14 protein-coding genes are annotated in these 20,056 nt (G+C 60.2%); all 14 read left to right on the top strand.

The features are described from left to right. The first annotated feature begins 274 nt into the window (after positions 1-274). The 14 genes from dksA to A7J50_RS24945 all read left to right on the top strand — a co-directional run bounded on the left by dksA (position 275) and on the right by A7J50_RS24945 (position 19,859). Positions 275-718 (top strand): RNA polymerase-binding protein DksA, encoded by a 444-nt coding sequence (gene dksA, locus A7J50_RS24885; protein ID WP_025857127.1) that lies wholly within the window; start codon positions 275-277, stop codon positions 716-718. A gap of 83 nt (positions 719-801) precedes the next feature. Further along, complete coding sequence (gene gluQRS / locus A7J50_RS24890; RefSeq protein ID WP_064454161.1) at positions 802-1,689, top strand: tRNA glutamyl-Q(34) synthetase GluQRS; 888 nt, start codon at positions 802-804, stop codon at positions 1,687-1,689. A gap of 62 nt (positions 1,690-1,751) precedes the next feature. Further along, on the top strand, positions 1,752-1,928 hold the full coding sequence (locus A7J50_RS31485) for a hypothetical protein (protein ID WP_003176118.1): 177 nt from the start codon (positions 1,752-1,754) through the stop codon (positions 1,926-1,928). Further along, positions 1,912-4,866, top strand: coding sequence for a sensor histidine kinase (locus A7J50_RS24895; protein WP_167353711.1), 2,955 nt, complete (start codon positions 1,912-1,914; stop codon positions 4,864-4,866). The genes A7J50_RS31485 and A7J50_RS24895 overlap by 17 nt, the downstream gene beginning before the upstream one ends. 22 nt (positions 4,867-4,888) lie before the next feature. Further along, entirely contained in the window at positions 4,889-6,328 is a 1,440-nt protein-coding gene (locus A7J50_RS24900; RefSeq protein ID WP_053258060.1) for a sigma-54-dependent transcriptional regulator, read from the top strand. Between the two features lie 697 nt (positions 6,329-7,025). After that, positions 7,026-8,429, top strand: coding sequence for a polynucleotide adenylyltransferase PcnB (locus tag A7J50_RS24905; protein WP_064454163.1), 1,404 nt, complete (start codon positions 7,026-7,028; stop codon positions 8,427-8,429). Between the two features lie 2 nt (positions 8,430-8,431). Further along, entirely contained in the window at positions 8,432-8,917 is a 486-nt protein-coding gene (folK, locus tag A7J50_RS24910) for a 2-amino-4-hydroxy-6-hydroxymethyldihydropteridine diphosphokinase (protein ID WP_064454164.1), read from the top strand. Between the two features lie 365 nt (positions 8,918-9,282). Next, complete coding sequence (panB, locus tag A7J50_RS24915) at positions 9,283-10,083, top strand: 3-methyl-2-oxobutanoate hydroxymethyltransferase (protein ID WP_064454165.1); 801 nt, start codon at positions 9,283-9,285, stop codon at positions 10,081-10,083. Beyond that, the gene (gene panC / locus A7J50_RS24920) at positions 10,080-10,931 is read left to right on the top strand and encodes a pantoate--beta-alanine ligase (protein WP_064454166.1); all 852 of its coding nucleotides are present in this window, start codon (positions 10,080-10,082) and stop codon (positions 10,929-10,931) included. The genes panB and panC overlap by 4 nt, the downstream gene beginning before the upstream one ends. A gap of 241 nt (positions 10,932-11,172) precedes the next feature. Then, a complete protein-coding gene (gene pgi / locus A7J50_RS24925; RefSeq protein ID WP_064454167.1) occupies positions 11,173-12,837 on the top strand; it encodes a glucose-6-phosphate isomerase in 1,665 nt (554 codons plus the stop codon). 105 nt (positions 12,838-12,942) lie between these two features. Continuing rightward, positions 12,943-14,880 (top strand): acetate--CoA ligase, encoded by a 1,938-nt coding sequence (gene acs, locus A7J50_RS24930; RefSeq protein WP_064454168.1) that lies wholly within the window; start codon positions 12,943-12,945, stop codon positions 14,878-14,880. A gap of 16 nt (positions 14,881-14,896) precedes the next feature. After that, positions 14,897-15,766: an oxygenase MpaB family protein gene (locus A7J50_RS24935; protein WP_064454169.1), complete on the top strand. Its 870-nt coding sequence runs from the start codon at positions 14,897-14,899 to the stop codon at positions 15,764-15,766. A gap of 55 nt (positions 15,767-15,821) precedes the next feature. Further along, the gene (locus A7J50_RS24940) at positions 15,822-16,838 is read left to right on the top strand and encodes a class I SAM-dependent rRNA methyltransferase (RefSeq protein WP_064454170.1); all 1,017 of its coding nucleotides are present in this window, start codon (positions 15,822-15,824) and stop codon (positions 16,836-16,838) included. Positions 16,839-16,925: 87 nt separating this feature from the next. Beyond that, complete coding sequence (locus tag A7J50_RS24945; protein ID WP_064454171.1) at positions 16,926-19,859, top strand: DUF748 domain-containing protein; 2,934 nt, start codon at positions 16,926-16,928, stop codon at positions 19,857-19,859. Positions 19,860-20,056 lie beyond the last annotated feature (197 nt).

The following is a 20,056-nucleotide window of genomic DNA, read 5'->3' on the forward strand; positions in this document are numbered from 1 at the left end:
CGCGACGTAAAACATGTTCTATTGCCTGCTCGGCCACCTGTGCGGCCCGGGCAAGCGCGCGCAAAACGACTAAAATCAATATTCAGGCCCATGCATACCCAGCCATGGCGGGCTGCAGCAGTTTGCAACCCCCTGGCGATGGGCCACGACAACCGGGAGTGGCGCACCCCGAATCTATCTGGTAAGTTCGCCCGCTTGCAGCCGCAGGGCCGGCAGGTGTCGGTGACGTTGCAATCCTGCGCAATGGATTAGAAGAGTGAGAGGCGGTCTATTCATGTCCACCCAAGCAAAGCAACAGCAGACTCAAGGCCTCAATGGCTTCGAACCTTACGTCGAAAAGAAAGGTGAGGAGTACATGGGCGAGCCCATGCGCGAGCACTTCACCAAAATCCTCAACAAGTGGAAACAGGACTTGATGCAGGAGGTTGACCGCACCGTTGACCATATGAAGGACGAAGCAGCCAACTTTCCTGACCCGGCCGACCGTGCCAGCCAGGAAGAAGAGTTCGCCCTCGAACTGCGCGCCCGTGATCGCGAGCGCAAGCTGATCAAGAAAATCGACAAGACGCTGCAACTGATCAAGGACGAAGAATACGGCTGGTGTGAATCCTGCGGCGTCGAGATTGGTATTCGTCGTCTGGAAGCCCGCCCAACTGCGGACCTGTGCGTAGACTGCAAGACCTTGGCTGAAATCAAGGAAAAACAGGTCGGCAAGTAACCCTGCCGGGCTGAACGAATGGGGCGTGCGAACGCCCCATTTTTGTTTCTGGGATTTACCGTTTTTCCAGTAGTATCCGGCCCATGACAGCCTCTACCTATATCGGGCGTTTCGCCCCCACGCCCAGCGGCCATTTGCATTTCGGCTCGCTGGTTGCCGCCCTCGCCTCCTACCTCGATGCCCGCGCCAATCACGGCCGCTGGCTGATGCGCATGGAAGACCTCGACCCACCCCGTGAAGAGCCCGGCGCCCAGGCAGCGATTCTCCATGCCCTGGAAAGCTATGGCTTCGAGTGGGAGGGTGAACTGGTCCGACAAAGCGAGCGGCATGAGTCTTATGCCAAAGTCCTGAACGATCTGTTCAACCACGGCCTGGCCTACGCCTGCACCTGCTCGCGCAAACAGCTGGAGCCCTACAACGGGATCTACCCGGGGCTGTGCCGAAATGCCGGGCATGATCAGCAAGATGCGACTATCCGCTTACGTGTCCCTGAGCTGGAATACCACTTTACCGACCGCGTACAGGGCGAATTCCGACAGCACTTGGGGCGTGATGTAGGCGATTTCGTCATCCGTCGCCGCGACGGCCTGTATGCCTACCAGTTGGCCGTGGTACTCGACGACGCCTGGCAAGGTGTTACCGACATCGTGCGCGGTGCCGACCTGCTGGATTCCACACCGCGCCAGCTTTACCTGCAAGAACTCTTGGGGCTGCGCCAACCGCGCTACCTGCACGTGCCGCTGATCATCCAGCCGGACGGTCACAAGCTGGGCAAATCCTACCGCTCCCCACCGTTGACACCCGACCAGGCCACGCCTTTGCTAGTGAGGGCCCTGCGCGCGCTCGGCCAACAACCCGGCAGCGAACTTCTCCACGCCAGCCCACGGGAGCTGCTGGATTGGGGCATTGCGCACTGGGATGCCACAATGATCCCGCGCACACTCACACTGGCCGAAGCGCAATTGAGCTGAAGGCGCTTGCAGCTTCCCAGCCATCCGTTACCATCGCCGCAGTTTTTTACTCAGAGGCCAACATGTACATCTATCGATTGGTCCTGCTGCTGGTCGTCGGGATCTACCTGTTTTCCCCCGCCATCATGGATTGGTGGATCGACGCCACGGGCGCCTGGTACCGCCCTTATCTGCTGTGGCTGATCCTGATCGTCGTGACCTTCATCCTGCAGAGCCAAAAAGATGCCGATGAGCTTTAGCCTCACCCAGATGCTGCTGATCAGCGCCGCCTACCTGGCAGCATTGTTCGGCGTCGCCTGGATCAGTGAGCGCGGAATGATTCCGCGGGCGATCATTCGCCATCCGTTGACCTACACCTTGTCCTTGGGCGTATACGCCAGCGCCTGGGCGTTTTATGGCACGGTGGGCCTGGCCTATCAGTACGGCTACGGCTTTCTTTCCAGTTATCTCGGGGTGTCCGGCGCATTCCTGCTGGCGCCGGTGCTGCTATACCCGATCCTGAAAATCACCCGTACATATCAGCTGTCGTCCCTTGCGGACTTGTTTGCCTTTCGCTTTCGCAGCACCTGGGCTGGCGCACTGACCACGATCTTCATGCTGATCGGCGTGCTGCCGCTGCTGGCCCTGCAGATCCAGGCTGTGGCGGACTCCATCAGCATCCTCACCCGCGAGCCGGTGCAGCATCGCGTTGCCCTGGCCTTCTGCGCGCTGATTACGCTGTTCACGATTTTCTTTGGCTCACGCCATATCGCCACCCGTGAGAAACACGAAGGCCTGGTGTTTGCGATTGCCTTTGAGTCGGTCATCAAGCTGATCGCCATCGGCGGTGTCGGCCTCTATGCGCTGTACGGCGTATTCGACGGCCCGCAACAGTTGGAACTGTGGCTGCTGCAAAACCAGACCGCCCTCGCCGCCCTGCACACCCCGCTGCAGGAAGGCCCGTGGCGCACGCTGTTGCTGGTGTTCTTCGCCTCGGCAATTGTGATGCCGCACATGTACCACATGACGTTCACCGAGAACCTCAACCCGCGCTCACTGGTCAGCGCCAGCTGGGGCTTGCCGTTGTTCCTGCTGCTGATGAGCCTGGCGGTGCCACTGATTCTCTGGGCTGGCCTCAAGCTGGGGGCGACCACCAACCCCGAATACTTCACCCTCGGCGTCGGGATTGCCGCCAACAGCAAATCCCTGGCATTGCTGGCTTACGTCGGCGGCTTATCGGCGGCCAGTGGCTTGATCATCGTCACCACGCTCGCGCTCTCGGGCATGGCGCTCAATCACCTGGTGCTACCGCTTTACCAGCCGCCGGCTGAAGGCAATATCTACCGCTGGCTGAAGTGGACACGGCGCGCGCTGATCGTCGCAATCATCATGGCCGGCTTTGGTTTCTACCTGTTGCTGGGCCCCGGACAAGACCTGGCCAACCTCGGCATCGTCGCGTTTGTCGCCACGTTGCAGTTCCTGCCCGGCGTGCTGTCGGTGCTGTACTGGCCAACCGCTAATCGACGTGGATTCATCGCCGGGCTGCTGGCCGGGATCCTGGTGTGGATTGTCACCATGCTGCTGCCGCTGGTCGGCAACCTGCAGGGCTTTTACATTCCCCTGTTGAACATGATCTACGTGCTGGACGACACCAGCTGGCACATGGCGGCCATTGCCTCCCTCGCTGCCAACGTGCTGATGTTCACCCTGATCTCGCTGTTCACCAACGCCAGCCCGGAAGAAACCAGCGCTGCCGAAGCGTGCGCGGTGGACAACGTGCGGCGCCCGCAACGGCGCGAACTGCATGCCGCCTCACCCCAGGAGTTCGCCACCCAATTGGCCAAACCACTGGGCGCCAAGGCCGCACAGAAAGAAGTCGAACAGGCGCTGCGCGATCTGTACCTGCCGTTCGACGAGCGTCGCCCGTATGCCTTGCGCCGCCTGCGTGACCGTATCGAAGCCAACCTGTCCGGCCTGATGGGGCCGAGCGTGTCTCAGGACATGGTAGAAACGTTCTTGCCCTACAAGGCCGGCGGCGAAAACTACGTCACCGAAGACATCCATTTCATCGAGAGCCGGCTGGAGGATTACCACTCACGCCTCACCGGTCTCGCCGCCGAACTCGATGCCCTGCGCCGCTATCACCGTCAAACCCTTCAGGAACTGCCGATGGGCGTGTGTTCCCTGGCCAAGGATCAAGAGATCCTGATGTGGAACAAGGCCATGGAAGAGCTGACCGGCATCGCTGCTCAGCGCGTAGTGGGTTCGCGCCTGAATACGCTGGCCGACCCCTGGAAAGAACTGCTGCAAGGCTTTATCAACCTGCCCGATGAGCATTTACACAAGCAGCATCTGGCGCTGGACGGCCAGACCCGCTGGCTCAACCTGCACAAGGCCGCCATCGATGAGCCACTGGCGCCTGGCAACAGTGGCCTGGTGCTGCTGGTAGAGGACCTGACCGAAACCCAGATGCTGGAAGACAAGCTGGTGCATTCCGAACGCCTGGCGAGCATTGGCCGCCTGGCAGCGGGTGTTGCCCATGAAATCGGCAACCCCATCACCGGCATTGCCTGCCTGGCGCAGAACCTGCGCGAGGAGCGCGAAGAGGACGGTGAAATCACCGAAATCAGCGGGCAGATCCTTGAGCAGACCAAGCGCGTTTCCCGCATCGTGCAGTCGCTGATGAGCTTTGCTCACGCGGGCGCTCATCAGAATCAGGACGAGGCGGTGTGCCTCGCCGAAGTGGCGCAGGATGCCATTGGCCTGCTGGCCTTGAACCGGCGCAATTTCGAAGTACAGTTCTTCAACCTGTGTGATCCGGACCACTGGGTTGACGGCGACTCCCAACGCTTGGCGCAGGTGCTGATCAACCTGCTTTCCAACGCCCGTGACGCCTCCCCGCCGCACAGCGCGGTACGCGTCAAGAGCGAGGCTTTCGAGCACACGGTCGATCTGATCGTGGAGGACGAAGGCAGCGGTATTCCACAGAACATCATGGACCGATTGTTCGAACCCTTCTTCACCACCAAGGACCCAGGTGAAGGTACCGGTCTGGGCCTTGCACTGGTCTATTCCATCGTTGAAGAGCATTATGGACAAATCACCATCGACAGCCCGGCTGACACTGAAAGCCAACGCGGCACCCGTATTCGGGTGACCTTGCCGCGTCATGTCGAAGCGACGTCCGCTGTGAACTGAGACCGTCGAGAGAATTGAATCAATGCCGCACATTTTGATCGTCGAAGACGAAACAATTATCCGCTCTGCCTTGCGTCGCCTGCTTGAACGTAATCAATACCAGGTCAGCGAAGCCGGCTCGGTGCAGGAAGCCCAAGAGCGATTCAGCATTCCCACGTTCGACCTGATTGTCAGCGACCTGCGCCTGCCGGGCGCGCCGGGTACCGAGCTGATCAAGCTTGGCCAGGGCACTCCCGTGCTGATCATGACCAGCTACGCCAGCCTGCGTTCGGCAGTGGACTCGATGAAGATGGGCGCGGTGGACTACATCGCCAAGCCGTTCGACCACGACGAAATGCTCCAGGCCGTGGCCCGCATCCTGCGCGACCGCCAGTCGGCCAGCAGTGCCCCGGCCGAACAGCGCCCCGCCGGCAAAGGCGCCAACGGTGCGGACAAGCCAGGCGTCGACAACAGCAACGGCGAAATCGGCATCATCGGTTCCTGCCCTCCGATGCAGGACCTGTACAGCAAGATCCGCAAAGTCGCGCCGACCGACTCCAATGTATTGATTCAGGGCGAATCGGGCACTGGTAAAGAACTCGTCGCCCGCGCGCTGCACAACCTGTCCAAGCGCGCCAAGGCGCCGATGATCTCGGTGAACTGCGCGGCGATCCCTGAATCCCTGATCGAGTCCGAACTGTTCGGCCACGAGAAAGGCGCGTTTACCGGCGCCAGCGCCGGGCGCGCGGGTTTGGTGGAGGCGGCGGACGGCGGCACCTTGTTCCTCGACGAAATCGGCGAACTGCCTCTGGAAGCCCAGGCACGTTTGCTGCGCGTGCTACAGGAAGGCGAAATTCGCCGCGTAGGTTCGGTGCAATCGCAGAAGGTCGATGTTCGCCTGATCGCTGCGACCCACCGGGACCTGAAGAGCCTGGCCAAGATCGGCCAGTTCCGTGAAGACTTGTATTACCGCCTGCACGTGATCGCCCTTAAGCTGCCGGCCCTGCGCGAGCGTGGCGCCGACGTCAACGAGATCGCCAGCGCCTTCCTGCTGCGCCAGAGCGCGCGTATCAACCGTACCGACCTCAAGTTTGCCCCGGACGCTGAGCAGGCAATTCGGCACTACTCGTGGCCGGGTAACGTGCGAGAGCTGGAGAATGCGGTCGAGCGCGCAGTGATTCTGTCGGAAAGCCCGGAGATTTCCGCCGAGCTGCTGGGTATCGATATCGAGCTCAGCGACCTGGAGGACGACGATTTCATCGGCCTGGCCCCGCAACAGGGCGGCGCCAGCAATACCAGCCATGAGCCGACTGAAGATTTGTCACTGGAAGACTACTTCCAGCATTTCGTCCTTGAGCATCAGGACCACATGACCGAGACCGAGCTGGCCCGCAAGCTGGGCGTAAGCCGCAAGTGCCTGTGGGAGCGGCGCCAGCGCCTGGGCATTCCACGGCGCAAGACCGGGGTTGCCAGCGAAAGTTGAGGGTGCGCCCTCACAGGTAACACCCTCAGATGTGAAAAAACTGTTACCGCTGAATTTTCACGTAACAAAAGCCGGGGCTTACGGTAACGAAGCCTCGGCTTTTTTTGGTCCATCAAAAAGCCAAAACCACCTCAACCCCCCGTTTTTGCTGGGCGGCACAAAAGTTGGCACGCACCCTGCTATATGCTTAGTACAAAAACAATAACAAGCTTTGTACAAGACAATAAAAATAAGACGAATCGACTCACGCATAACAAAAACAACACGGCGGAGGCGCAGCTAACTGATTCTTTTGGAGAGGCGTTGCATTTGGGGCTTGCCCCGCAACCAGGCCGAGAACAACAAAAACTGCCCTAAGGCAGAGCCTGAACTGGTTGGATCGTAGATCAGCAACACAGCGACCAAAGCAATCCGTTTGCTCTTGGCTCCCGATTGGGAGTGTCATGAAGGTGAAGCTTCATGGCGAGGGCGATCAACAAAAACAAGAAGCCCGCAATCAATAATAAAAATAGAGCACGCAACTACTTCTGGGGGAGCTTCGGCTCCCCTTGTAGTTTCCGGGATTTGACAATTTTAGGCTTCTGGCTCAAGCCTTGCAGCTTGTTCCTACACCATCCCCCGACTAAATGCTAGAATCCCGGCCCATCATGCGGTCATTCTTCGTTATGGCCGAACATTCCTTCAAACAGTGCATCCCATGCTGAAGAAGTTGTTCCAGTCATTCCGTTCCCCCTTGCGTCGTACGCAACACATTCGCAGCACGCCTGAAGTGCTTAACAGCAATCAGCATTCATTGCAGCGCGCCCAATTCAGCCGTTATGCGGTGAACATCGTCGAACGTTTGCAGAACGCCGGCTACCAGGCTTACCTGGTGGGCGGGTGCGTGCGCGACATGTTGCTCAACATCACACCCAAAGATTTCGACGTCGCCACCAGCGCCACGCCCGAGCAAGTGCGTGCCGAATTCCGCAATGCGCGAATCATCGGCCGCCGCTTCAAATTGGTGCACATCCACTTTGGTCGCGAAATCATCGAGGTCGCAACCTTCCGTGCAGGCCATCCGCAAAACGATGAAGAGGAAGACACTAACCAGTCTTCCCGCAACGAGAGCGGACGCATCCTGCGCGACAACGTTTACGGCACCCTGGAAGAAGATGCGCAACGCCGCGACTTCACCATCAACGCGCTGTATTACGACCCGGTCAGCGAGCGCATCCTCGATTACGCCAATGGCGTACACGACATTCGCAACAACCTGATCCGCTTGATCGGCGACCCGACTCAGCGCTACCAGGAAGACCCGGTGCGCATGCTGCGCGCCGTGCGGTTTGCCGCCAAGCTGAACTTCGGCATCGAAAAACACACCGCCGCGCCCATTCGTGAGCTGGCGCCGATGTTGCGTGAGATTCCTTCCGCGCGCCTGTTCGAAGAAGTGCTCAAGTTGTTCCTGTCGGGCTATGCCGCCGACACGTTCGAAATGCTCGTCGACCTGCAGTTGTTCGATCCGTTGTTCCCGGCGAGCGCCGAGGCTCTGGAATACAACCCGACGTACACCCACACCTTGATCAGCGAAGCGTTGATCAACACCGACCTGCGCATCAAGCAGAACAAACCGGTGACCCCGGCGTTCCTGTTTGCCGCCTTGTTGTGGCCAGCCCTGCCCAAACGCGTCCTGCGTCTGCAAGACCGTGGCATGCCGCCGATCCCGGCCATGCAGGAAGCCGCGCACGAGCTGATCGCCGAGCAGTGCCAGCGTATTGCTATCCCGAAACGCTTTACCATGCCGATCCGCGAGATCTGGGACATGCAGGAGCGCCTGCCGCGCCGCAGCGGCAAACGCGCCGACCTGCTGCTGGACAATCCGCGTTTCCGCGCCGGCTATGACTTCCTGTTGCTGCGCGAAAGCGCGGGTGAGCAGACCGACGGCCTGGGCGAATGGTGGACTGACTACCAGGACGCCAATGACAGCCAGCGTCGCGACATGATTCGTGACCTCGGCAGCAAAGGCGATAGCGCCGGCGAAGGCCCGAAGAAGCGTCGCCGCAGTGGCGGCAAGCGCAAACGCAGCTCCACCGATGCCTCGGGCGCCACAGGCGAATAAACGTGGACCGTATCTACATCGGCATGGGCAGCAATCTCGCTGCCCCGGACCAACAATTGCGCAGCGCCGTCGAGGCGTTAGCGTTATTGCCAGGCACCACCGTCGCCGGCGTGTCGGCGTTTTATCAAAGTGACTCCCTGCTCCCGGGCCAACCGCGCTATACCAATGCGGTCGCCGCCCTGGACAGTAGTCTCGCGTCACTGGCGTTGCTCGATGCGTTGCAAGCCATCGAGAACGACCAGGGCCGCGAGCGCCTTGAGCGCTGGGGCCCACGCACCCTGGACCTGGATATCCTGCTGTTCGGCGATCGCCTGATCGATGAACCGCGCCTCAAGGTGCCCCATTACCAGATGCACCTGCGCGCGTTCGTGTTGTACCCGCTGGCCGAGCTGGCACCCGCCAACCTGCAACTGCCAAACGGCCAAACGCTCAGCGAACTGCTGGCAGCCTGCCCGTTTGTAGGCCTGGAACGCCTCCCGGAAGCTTGATGCGATCCCGTTGGGAGCTGGCTTGCCTGCGATAGCGTCAACTCGGTGTGACGGATGTACCGAGTCGCCTGCATCGCCGGCAAGCCTGCGCCCACACTTGATCTCTGGCGTGACTCAAAGCGGCGGTCAACCTGCTGAATCGCGTCAGTAACAGCGGTAACACCCCACTCGTAACAATGCGGTAACACATCCAATTGACTTCCCGTGTCCTCATCACGACTATAGGCGTCCCGCTGCCGCCGACCCGGCGCTAAAGGGCGCAATCCAGGCCTTATAAGCACTGCTCTCAAGACAGTGCGCCTGTATAAACGAAGACTCGCGCGCGTTACTCGCTGTTTCCAAGCGCCTGAACGAGGACCCTTTTCATGCCAGACATTACCCTGACCACCTTGCAGAGCCTGAAGCTCAAAGGTGAAAAAATCACCATGCTGACCTGCTATGACGCCACCTTCGCCCAGGCCTGCTGCCAGGCCGGAGTCGAGGTGCTACTGGTGGGTGACTCCCTGGGCATGGTTCTTCAAGGGAATGACAGCACCCTGCCCGTCACCACCGATGAACTCGCCTACCACACCGCCAGCGTTAAACGCGGTAACGACGGCGCCTTCATCATCGCCGACCTGCCGTTCATGGGTTACGCCACGGTCGAACAGACCTTTCAAAACGCCGGCAAACTGATGCAAGCCGGTGCGCACATGATCAAAGTGGAAGGCGCCGTATGGCTCGCCGAGTCGATCCGACTGCTGGCTGAGCGCGGCGTACCCGTGTGTGTGCACATGGGCCTGACACCGCAGTCGGTCAACCTCCTCGGCGGCTACAAAGTACAAGGTCGCAATGAAGCCCAGGCGCGCCAGATGCGTGCGGACGCCATCGCCCTGGAACAAGCAGGTGCGGCGATGATTCTGCTGGAATGCGTGCCGAGCGAACTGGCGGCGGAAATCACGCAGGCTGTCAAAGTGCCGGTGATCGGCATTGGCGCAGGTTCCGCCACCGACGGCCAGGTCCTGGTGATGCACGACATGCTCGGCCTGTCGCTGACCGGCCGTGCGCCAAAGTTCGTGAAGAACTTCATGGCCGGCCAGGACAGCATCCAGGCGGCGTTGAGCGCTTACGTGGACGAAGTCAAAGCCGTTACTTTCCCAGGTGCCGAACACGGATTCTCTGCATGAACACCGTTAAAACCGTACGAGAACTGCGAGCCGCCGTCGCTCACGCGCGCAGTGCCGGCAAGCGCATCGGCTTTGTGCCCACCATGGGCAATCTGCACAGCGGTCACGCCACCCTGGTGACCAAGGCCGCGCAGCAATCGGACTTCGTGGTGGCGAGCATTTTCGTCAACCCGCTGCAGTTCGGTGCAGGCGAAGACCTGGACAAATATCCCCGCACACTGGCTGCCGACCAGGAAAAGCTGCTGCAAGCCGGTTGCAACCTGCTGTTCGCGCCGACCGTCGAAGAAATGTACCCCGGCGGCATGACCGGCCAGACCCGCGTGAGTGTCCCGCAGCTGTCCGAAGGCCTCTGCGGCGCCAGTCGCCCAGGGCATTTCGAAGGTGTGGCCACGGTAGTCAGCAAGCTGTTCAATATGGTCCAGCCGGACATGGCCGTGTTTGGCCAGAAGGACTACCAGCAACTGGCGGTTATTCGCGCCATGGTCCATGACCTGAACATGCCGATCCAGATCATCGGCGAACCGACCGTACGTGCCGCCGACGGCCTCGCGCTGTCATCGCGCAACGGTTACCTCACCGAAGAACAACGCGCCATCGCCCCCGTGCTGTACCGCAGCCTCAGCCAGATCGCTACCGCCATCAAAGCGGGTGACCACGATTTCGCCAAGCTGCGCGCCGAACAGATCCAGCACATCGAAGCGGCCGGCTTGCGCATGGATTACCTGGAAGTGCGCCAAGGCGTGCACCTGCGTCCGGCCACGACTGAAGACCGTGATGTCGTTATCCTGGTGGCCGCGTATTTGGGCGCTACGCGCCTGATCGATAACTTGCACTTGAATCTGGCCTGACCCACCCGGCCTTTCCCCCTTAAAAACCGCTAAACAGTTGCCCTCCCTGCTGCGCCGGTATAAAAAAGTACCGGCTACAGCGCAGACAAAGCCAAGACATATCGACACGCTAGGTTTAATGTAATCGCCCTGCGCCATTATTGGCGCTGACCGGAACCCAACGCCTGATGAAAGACTGGACGTTCCGGATTTAGAAGTGTCCTAAAGGCAAGTCCCCGTAATAAAAAGGAAACCCGCAGCGATGGCGTACTACCGCACCCCTCATGACGTTACCGCTCTGCCCGCTTGGCAAGCGCTCAATCAACACCGCCACGCCATGCAGGATTTCAGCATGCGCGAAGCGTTTGATGCCGATCCCCAGCGCTTCTCCCAATTCACCCTGAGCAGCTGCGGGCTGTTCCTCGATTACTCGAAAAACCTGATCACCAGCGAAACCCGTGACCTGCTGGTGGCGCTGGCCAAGGAAGTCGACCTTAAAGGCGCGATCGAAGCGCTGTATGCCGGCGAACCTGTGAACTCCTCCGAAGGCCGCCCGGCCCTGCACACCGCCCTGCGCCGCCCAGTGGGCGACAAGCTGTCGGTCAACGGCGTGAACATCATGCCGGATGTGCACAAGGTGCTGAACCAGATCACCGACCTCGTGGGCCGTATCCACGATGGCCTGTGGCGTGGCTACACCGAAAAGCCGATCACTGACGTGGTCAACATCGGCATCGGTGGTTCGTTCCTTGGCCCGGAGTTGGTCTCCGAGGCGCTGTTGTCGTACGCCCACAAAGGCGTGCGTTGCCATTACCTGGCGAACATCGACGGCAGCGAATTCCACGAGCTGACCCAGAAGCTACGCGCCGAGACCACGCTGTTTATCGTCTCGTCGAAGTCCTTCAACACCCTGGAAACCCTGAAAAACGCCCAGGCTGCACGCGCCTGGTACCTGGCCCAGGGTGGTTCGGAAGCCGAGCTGTACCGCCACTTCATCGCCGTATCGAGTAACAACGCGGCGGCGGTAGCTTTCGGTATCCGCGAAGAAAACATCTTCCCGATGTGGGACTGGGTCGGTGGCCGTTACTCGTTGTGGTCCGCCATCGGTTTGCCAATTGCCCTGGCCATCGGCATGTCCAACTTCAAGGAGCTGCTGTCCGGTGCCTACACCATGGACCAGCATTTCCAGAATGCTCCGTTCGAAGCCAACATGCCGGTGCTGCTGGGTCTGTTGGGCGTGTGGTACGGCAACTTCTGGGGTGCGCGCAGCCACGCGATCCTGCCGTACGATCACTACCTGCGTAACATCACCAAGCACTTGCAACAGCTGGACATGGAATCCAACGGCAAGAGCGTGCGCCAGGATGGTTCGCCAGTGTCCACCGATACCGGCCCGGTTATCTGGGGCGGCGTAGGTTGCAACGGTCAACACGCTTACCACCAGTTGCTGCACCAAGGGACCCAACTGATTCCGGCCGACTTTATCGTGCCGATCGTCAGCTTCAACCCCGTGTCCGACCACCATCAGTGGCTGTTCGCCAACTGCCTGTCGCAAAGCCAGGCACTGATGCTCGGCAAGACACGCAGCGAAGCCGAAGCCGAACTGCGCGAGAAGGGCATGCCGGAAGCCGACGTGCAGAAGCTGGCCCCGCACAAGGTGATCCCGGGCAACCGCCCGAGCAACACCCTCGTGGTCGAGCGCATCAGCCCGCGTCGCCTCGGCGCACTGGTGGCCATGTATGAACACAAAGTGTTCGTGCAGAGCGTGATCTGGGGCATCAACGCCTTCGACCAATGGGGCGTGGAGCTGGGTAAAGAGCTGGGCAAAGGCGTGTACAACCGTCTGACCGGCGCCGAAGAAACCTCGGCCGAGGATGCTTCGACCCAGGGCCTGATCAACTACTTCCGCGGTCGTCACCGCGGCTGATCCAGGTATCGCAAGGCCAACGTCCGTTTGGACGTTGGCCTTGAACCCTCCCCCCAGTGCGCGCATCTTTATGGCTTGTTCCGAAAACAAGAATAAGGACCGCTCATGTTCGATATCAGCACATTTCCCACCGCCGATGCCGTGCGCCGGGCGGCGCAGCTTAGTCAAGAAGACTACCAGCGCCTCTATCGCCAATCGATTGAGCAACCCGACATCTTCTGGGCCGAACAGGCCAAGCGCTTTCTCCACTGGATTACTCCGTGGCATACCGTTCAACACTCGGACATCAACACCGGCGCGGCCCAATGGTTTGCCGGCGGCCAACTGAACGTCAGCTACAACTGCATCGACCGTCATCTGGCGCAACGCGCTGACCAGCCCGCTTTCATCTGGGAAGGCGACGATCCTGCAACGTCTTCCAAAATCACCTACCGCCAACTCCACCAGAACGTCAGCCGCTTGGCCAATGTGCTGAAAAGTCGTGGCGTGAAGAAAGGCGACCGGGTGTGCATCTACATGCCGATGATCCCGGAAGCCGCCTACGCGATGCTGGCCTGCACGCGCATTGGCGCAGTGCATTCGGTGGTGTTTGGCGGGTTCTCGCCGGACGCCTTGCGCGATCGCATTCTCGATGCCGACTGCCGCACGGTCATCACCGCTGACGAAGGCGTACGCGGTGGCAAGCCGGTGGCCTTGAAAAAAAATGTCGACAAGGCCCTGGCCAGCTGCCCGAACGTCAGCACGGTAGTGGTGGTGGAACGCACCGGTGCGGACCTTGCCTGGGTAGAAGGCCGCGACCTCAAGTATCAACAGGCTCTGGAGGCCGCCAGCGACGACTGCCCGCCCGAGCCGATGGACGCCGAAGACCCGCTGTTTATTCTCTACACCTCCGGCAGCACCGGCAAACCCAAGGGCGTGTTGCACACCACGGGTGGCTACCTGCTGCAAGCGGCGATGACCTTCAAGTACGTGCTGGATTACCGCGACGGCGAAGTGTTCTGGTGCACCGCCGATGTGGGCTGGGTTACCGGCCACAGCTACATCGTGTACGGCCCGCTGGCCAATGGCGCCACTTCGCTGATATTCGAAGGTGTGCCGAGCTACCCGAACAGCTCGCGTTTCTGGCAGGTGATCGACAAACACAATGTGAATATCTTCTACACCGCGCCCACCGCATTACGCGCCTTGATGCGTGAGGGCCACGGCCCACTGGAGAGCACCTCCCGCGCCAGCCTGCGCCTGTTGGGCAGCGTCGGCGAGCCGATAAACCCGGAAGCCTGGGACTGGTATTTCAACGCCGTGGGCGAGCAGCGTTGCCCGATCGTCGATACCTGGTGGCAGACCGAAACCGGCGGCATCATGCTCAGCCCGCTGGTCAGCGCCCAACGGATCAAACCGGGGTGCGCAACCCAGCCCATGTTTGGCGTACAGCCTGTATTGCTCGACGAACAAGGCAAGGAGTTGAGCGGCGCCGGCAGTGGCGTACTCGCCATCAAAGCCAGCTGGCCTGGGCAAATCCGCAGCATCTACGGCGACCCGCAGCGCATGCTCGACACCTATTTCAAACCCTACCCCGGCTACTACTTCACCGGCGACGGCGCGCGGCGCGATGACGACGGCGACTACTGGATCACCGGGCGCATCGATGACGTTATTAACGTGTCCGGCCACCGTATCGGCACCGCCGAAGTGGAAAGCGCGCTGGTGCTGCATGACCAAGTGGCCGAAGCGGCCGTGGTCGGCTATCCCCACGACGTTAAAGGCCAAGGGATTTATGCCTTTGTCACACCCATGAATGGGGTCGAGCCCAATGACGAGCTGAAAAAGCACCTGCTTGACCTGGTCAGTAAGGAAATCGGCAGCTTTGCCAAGCCGGAACTGATCCAATGGGCACCCGCCTTGCCGAAAACCCGTTCCGGCAAGATCATGCGACGGATCTTGCGCAAGATTGCCTGCAACGAACTGGACAGCCTCGGCGACACCTCAACCCTGGCTGACCCCAGTGTCGTCGACGGCCTGATCGACAAACGCCTGAATCGATAGGAACCCCCGAGTCGCCATGGAATTTATCCGCAGCCGTATCGAAACCCAGCTGATGAGCCTCACCGGTCTGTCACTGGGCCAGTTGGACCTGGAAAACCCCAAGGGCGACCCAGGCCTGTTCGGACCGGACTCGGTCAGTTGGCAAGTCCATGGCGACTTCAGCAGCATGCTCATCGGGGGCATCAGCGCGTTGATGCTGCAAGCCTTGCATCCGCTGGCCCTGGCCGGTGTGTGGGACCACTCCAACTTTCGCCAGGACATGCTCGGACGCTTACGGCGGACCTCGCAGTTTATTTCCGGCACCACGTTCGGTTCGCGCAAGGACGCCGAATGGCTGATTGAAAAAGTCCGCACCATCCACCTGCAAGTGGTCGGACACGCCCCGGACGGGCGAGCCTACGCGGCCAGCGACCCGGAGCTGCTGACCTGGGTGCATGTGGCGGAAGTCAGCAACTTTCTCGCGGCGCACCTGCGTTATCGAAACCCGCACCTCTGCGGGCGGGACCAGGATCGCTACTACAGCGAAATCGCGCTGGTAGCCGAAAGGCTTGGCGCGCGACATGTTCCGCGCTCCCGGCAGGAAATTTCGGATTATCTAGCGCGCATTCGTCCGCAATTGCTGTGCGACGAGCGCAGCCGCGAAGTGCTGCGCCTATTGGTCAATGCGCCCGCCCCCAGCACACTGGCCAAACCCTTTGGCAGCTTGATGATGCAAGCAGGGATCGACCTGCTGCCGGACTGGGCCAGCGCGATGCTCGAACAACGCCAGAGCCCACTGCAACGCCAGATGATCCGCGCCGGGGTCAAGCGCAGCGCGCCGTTACTGCGTTGGGCGATGCGCAATGGGTCGGTACAGCGCGCCCATCGGCGGATGGGGTTGATGTAGGCCAGCGCCTATAGCTGTTAAACTCCGCGCCCCCATTTACAGCAAGGCGCGCTCTATGACTCCCTTGAATCAGGCGCTGCGCGCCGCCCTCGACCACCGCCAAGACCTGATCAACGAGCTGCATGCCCAAGGCACCGACTGCTACCGGCTGTTCCATGGCAGCCAGGAAGGCGCCGGTGGCCTGACCATCGACCGTTATGGCCCGCAACTGCTGGTGCAAAGCTTCCATCAGTCCCTGCACACCGAGGAACTGCTGGACCTGCACCAACAGGTCAATCAGTTCATGGGCCTGGAATTGCTGCTGGTGTACAACGACCGTTCCCGTGGCAACTCGCGAATCGACCGTGAAGACACGGTGTACCGCGCCGAACCCGTGGCCCTGGAAGACAAGGTCGGCCACGAATGGGGACTCAATTACCGTGTACGTGGGCGCCATGCCGGGCAGGACCCGCTGCTGTTCCTGGATCTGCGCAACACCCGCGGCTGGGTCAAGGACCACAGCGCCGGCAAAAGCGTACTGAACCTGTTCGCCTACACCTGTGGCGTAGGCTTGAGCGCGGCAGCCGGTGGCGCAAGTGAGGTGTGCAACCTGGACTTCGCCGAGGGCAACCTGGCAGTCGGTCGCGAAAACGGCCTGCTCAACCCGCACTTGCCGACCATGGATTTTGTGCAGTCCGACTACTTCCCGGCGATTCGCCAACTGGCGGGCTTGCCGATCACCCAGCGGCGCGGCCAAAAGCTGCCGAGCTATCCACGCCTTGAGCAACGCCAATATGACTTGGTGTTGCTCGACCCCCCGGCCTGGGCCAAGAGCGCTTTCGGCACCGTTGACCTGTTGCGCGACTACCAGAGCCTGCTCAAACCCGCGTTGCTGGCGACGGCCGACAATGGCGTGCTGATCTGCTGCAACAACCTCGCAAAAGTCAGCATGGATGACTGGCGTGAACAGGTGCTGCGTTGCGCCGAAAAAGCCGGTCGCCCGGTACGCGACTGGCAAATCATCACGCCGGGGGCGGACTTTCCTTCCCAGGACCAGCAGCCCCCCCTGAAAACACTGATGCTGCAACTGTAAGACTTGTCTCAATAGACCCGCTTCTTCGGAACCGAAATCCCGTGCCATACTCCAAGGCACTCTCGTTCGACATAGATGGCGTCACCCATGCCCAAAGGATTGATTCGCGCCATAGGCGCCTTGTTGACTGCCCTTGCTTTGTACAGCTTGCTGGGCTTTTTGATTCTGCCGGGCATCGCCCTTCGTATAGCCAACCAGCAACTGGCCAATTACGCCACGGTGCCGGCGCGGATCGAACGGATCGAGCTCAACCCGTTCAGCCTGGAGCTGACACTGTGGGGCCTGAAGATCGGTGAACCTGGCAAGGAACAGGTTGGCTTCGAGCGTCTTTACGCCAACCTGCAGATCGACAGTCTCTGGACGCGCGCCCTGCACCTGGCGGATGTGCAACTGGACCAGCCCAAGACCGAATTGCTGTTCGATAAATCCGGCCAACTGAATCTGGCGCAACTGTTCAAGCTGCCGCCGAGCGAGCCGACGCCGGCCGACCCGAATGCCAAACCCTTCCCGCTGCGTATCGACAGCATCAAGCTTGCCGGCGGTTATGTGCACTTCAAGGATCTGCGCCCGAGCGAGCCGATCGAATTCCTCTACAACAAACTCGACTTTGAGTTGAAAAACCTCAGCACCTTGCCGGAAGACAACGCCGACATGACGCTGGTGGCTGCCGGTCCTGAAGGTGGGCAGATCGACTGGAAAGGCAATTTCAGCCTGGTGCCGATCACTTCCGAAGGCACGCTGAAAGTCACCGACGGCAAGATGAAAGCCTGGTGGCCATACGTACGAGACGCCGTGCCGTTGGTACTTGAGGACGGTGTGTTGAATTTCAGCACCGACTACAAGTTCAGCCTGGCCAAAGAAACCGAGCTGAACCTGACCAACACGGCTGCGAGCATCGCGCCCTTTGCCATCAAGGCACCGGATGGCCGGCCATTGGTGCGGCTGGAACGCCTGGATATCAGCGAAACCACTGTAGACCTGGCCAAGCAGCAAGTTGTTGTCGGCAAGATTCGCAGTAACAAGCTGGAAACCTGGGCCGCCCGCGAGGCCGATGGGCAACTGGATTGGCAAAAACTGTTTGCCGGCCAACCGAGCAAACCGGCCAAGGCACCGGAACCTGCCACTGCGCCAGCCACCGCCGACTCGCCAAAAGCTCAACCGGCAGCGCCCAGCAAACCCTGGCAAGTGCTGCTCAAGGACGTGCAACTGCGTAATTACCAGGTACACCTGGCTGACCGTCAGGCCAAACCCGCCGTCGCACTGGAACTGGGCCCGTTGAATGTCGATGTGCAGAACTTCGACAGCCTCAATCAGAAGCCCTTTAGCCTGAAAGTCGACTCCGGGCTGGGCAAGCAAGGCAAGATCCAGGCGGCCGGTGAGGTCAACCTCAACCCGGTCAGCGCCAGACTGAAAGTGAATACTCAGGATATCGACCTGCGGGTCGCTCAATCCTATATCAGCCCCTTTATTCGCCTGGAATTGCGCAGCGGCATGCTGGGCAGCAATCTGGATGTGAACCTGAAAAGCACGGACCCACTGGCCCTTCAGGTCACCGGCAGCGCTCAGGTCGATCAATTACACACCCTGGACACCCTCAAGAACCGCGACTTCCTCAAATGGCAACGCCTGATGCTGGAAGGCGTGAACTATCAGCACGGCAATAGCCTGTCGATCGACAAGGTCAACCTGCTGCAGCCTTATGCACGTTTCATGATCAACGATGATCGCACCACCAACATCGATGACTTGCTGATCCCGCAACCAGCCGACAGTGGCAACAAGACGGCGGCCAAGCCTGCGACCAGTAAAGAGAAGCCGTTGGGCATTCATATCGGGCAGATTGCGATCAATGACGGTTCGGCCAACTTCGCCGACTTCAGCCTCACGCCCAACTTCGCCACCGCCATCCAACAACTCAACGGGCAGATTGGCACCATTGACAGCCGCCAGGCCAAACCGGCGAGCGTCGACATCAACGGTAAGGTGGATCGCTACGCCCCCGTAACCATCAAGGGCAGCGTGAACCCATTTGATCCGATGGCGGCGCTGGATATCGCCACCAGTTTCAAACGCGTCGAACTCACCACATTGACGCCGTACTCCGGCAAGTTCGCGGGCTTTCGTATCCGCAAGGGCCGTCTCAACCTCGACCTGCACTATGTCATCACCAAAGGCCAGTTGAAGGCCGAAAACAAAGTTGTGGTCGAACAGCTGCAATTGGGTGAGAAGGTCGACAGTGCCGACGCCGTGGACTTGCCGATTCGCCTGGCAATCGCCCTGCTCAAGGACTCTGACGGCAAGATCTCCATCGAACTGCCGGTGACCGGCGACCTGAATAACCCGCAATTCAGCGTGATGCCGATTGTGTGGCAGACCCTGCGCAACCTGGTCGTACGCGCGGCAACGGCGCCGTTCAAGTTTATCGGCGGGCTGGTAAGCGGTGGGGGCTCGGAAGACCTCGGTAATGTGTCTTTCGCCGCAGGCTCCAGTGAGTTGAACAAAGACGCCGAAGGCGCCCTGAACACCCTGGCCAAGGCGCTGAAAGAGCGCCCTACCCTGCGCCTGGAAATCGAAGGCACGGCGGCTGCCAGCAGTGATGGGCCATTCCTGGCCGCAGAGCGTCTGGAGCGCGAATACCAATACAACTACTACAAGATCCTCCAGCGCCGTGGTGACAAGGTTCCAGCCCAGGCATCGCTGCTGGTTGTACCGGAGAAGGAAAAGGCGCCGTTGCTCGAAGGCATCTACCGCACTCGCCTGAAACAACAACCACCGGCTGAATGGAAAGACCTGAGCAGCGATGATCGCACCGCGAAGCTGAAGGATGGTTTGATCAAGTTCTGGAGCGCCAGTGACGTGCTGCTGCGCCAGTTGGGCCAAGACCGCGCCAGCACCATCAAGGACTACTTGGTGGACAAGGGAAAACTGGAAGATGACCGGGTTTACTTCATTGACGCCAACCTGGGGCAGGCTGAAAAGGATGGTCGGGTAGTGACGCCGATGCATCTGGATGCCGAGTAACGCCTGAACGACATTATCCAAATGTGGGAGTTGGCTTGCCTGCGAATAGCATCACCTCGGTTCAACTGAACGACCGAGGTGCCTGCATCGCAGGCAAGCCAGCTCCCACTTTGATGTATGTCGGCCTTGAAGTTTTGTTCCGGCCCACAATAGAACAGGCCCCGACACAAGTGCCGGGGCCTGTAATGACCACATCC

The sequence above is a fragment of the Pseudomonas antarctica genome, from assembly GCF_001647715.1.
GTDB lineage: Bacteria > Pseudomonadota > Gammaproteobacteria > Pseudomonadales > Pseudomonadaceae > Aquipseudomonas > Aquipseudomonas antarctica_A.

Excerpts from the sequence above, each read along its gene's own strand:
- dksA (WP_025857127.1), top strand. The coding sequence starts at position 275 with ATGTCCACCCAAGCAAAGCAACAGCAGACTCAAGGCCTCAATGGCTTC.
- gluQRS (WP_064454161.1), top strand. The coding sequence starts at position 802 with ATGACAGCCTCTACCTATATCGGGCGTTTCGCCCCCACGCCCAGCGGC.
- A7J50_RS31485 (WP_003176118.1), top strand. The coding sequence starts at position 1,752 with ATGTACATCTATCGATTGGTCCTGCTGCTGGTCGTCGGGATCTACCTG.
- A7J50_RS24895 (WP_167353711.1), top strand. The coding sequence starts at position 1,912 with ATGCCGATGAGCTTTAGCCTCACCCAGATGCTGCTGATCAGCGCCGCC.
- A7J50_RS24900 (WP_053258060.1), top strand. The coding sequence starts at position 4,889 with ATGCCGCACATTTTGATCGTCGAAGACGAAACAATTATCCGCTCTGCC.
- A7J50_RS24905 (WP_064454163.1), top strand. The coding sequence starts at position 7,026 with ATGCTGAAGAAGTTGTTCCAGTCATTCCGTTCCCCCTTGCGTCGTACG.
- panB (WP_064454165.1), top strand. The coding sequence starts at position 9,283 with ATGCCAGACATTACCCTGACCACCTTGCAGAGCCTGAAGCTCAAAGGT.
- panC (WP_064454166.1), top strand. The coding sequence starts at position 10,080 with ATGAACACCGTTAAAACCGTACGAGAACTGCGAGCCGCCGTCGCTCAC.
- pgi (WP_064454167.1), top strand. The coding sequence starts at position 11,173 with ATGGCGTACTACCGCACCCCTCATGACGTTACCGCTCTGCCCGCTTGG.
- acs (WP_064454168.1), top strand. The coding sequence starts at position 12,943 with ATGTTCGATATCAGCACATTTCCCACCGCCGATGCCGTGCGCCGGGCG.
- A7J50_RS24935 (WP_064454169.1), top strand. The coding sequence starts at position 14,897 with ATGGAATTTATCCGCAGCCGTATCGAAACCCAGCTGATGAGCCTCACC.
- A7J50_RS24940 (WP_064454170.1), top strand. The coding sequence starts at position 15,822 with ATGACTCCCTTGAATCAGGCGCTGCGCGCCGCCCTCGACCACCGCCAA.
- A7J50_RS24945 (WP_064454171.1), top strand. The coding sequence starts at position 16,926 with ATGCCCAAAGGATTGATTCGCGCCATAGGCGCCTTGTTGACTGCCCTT.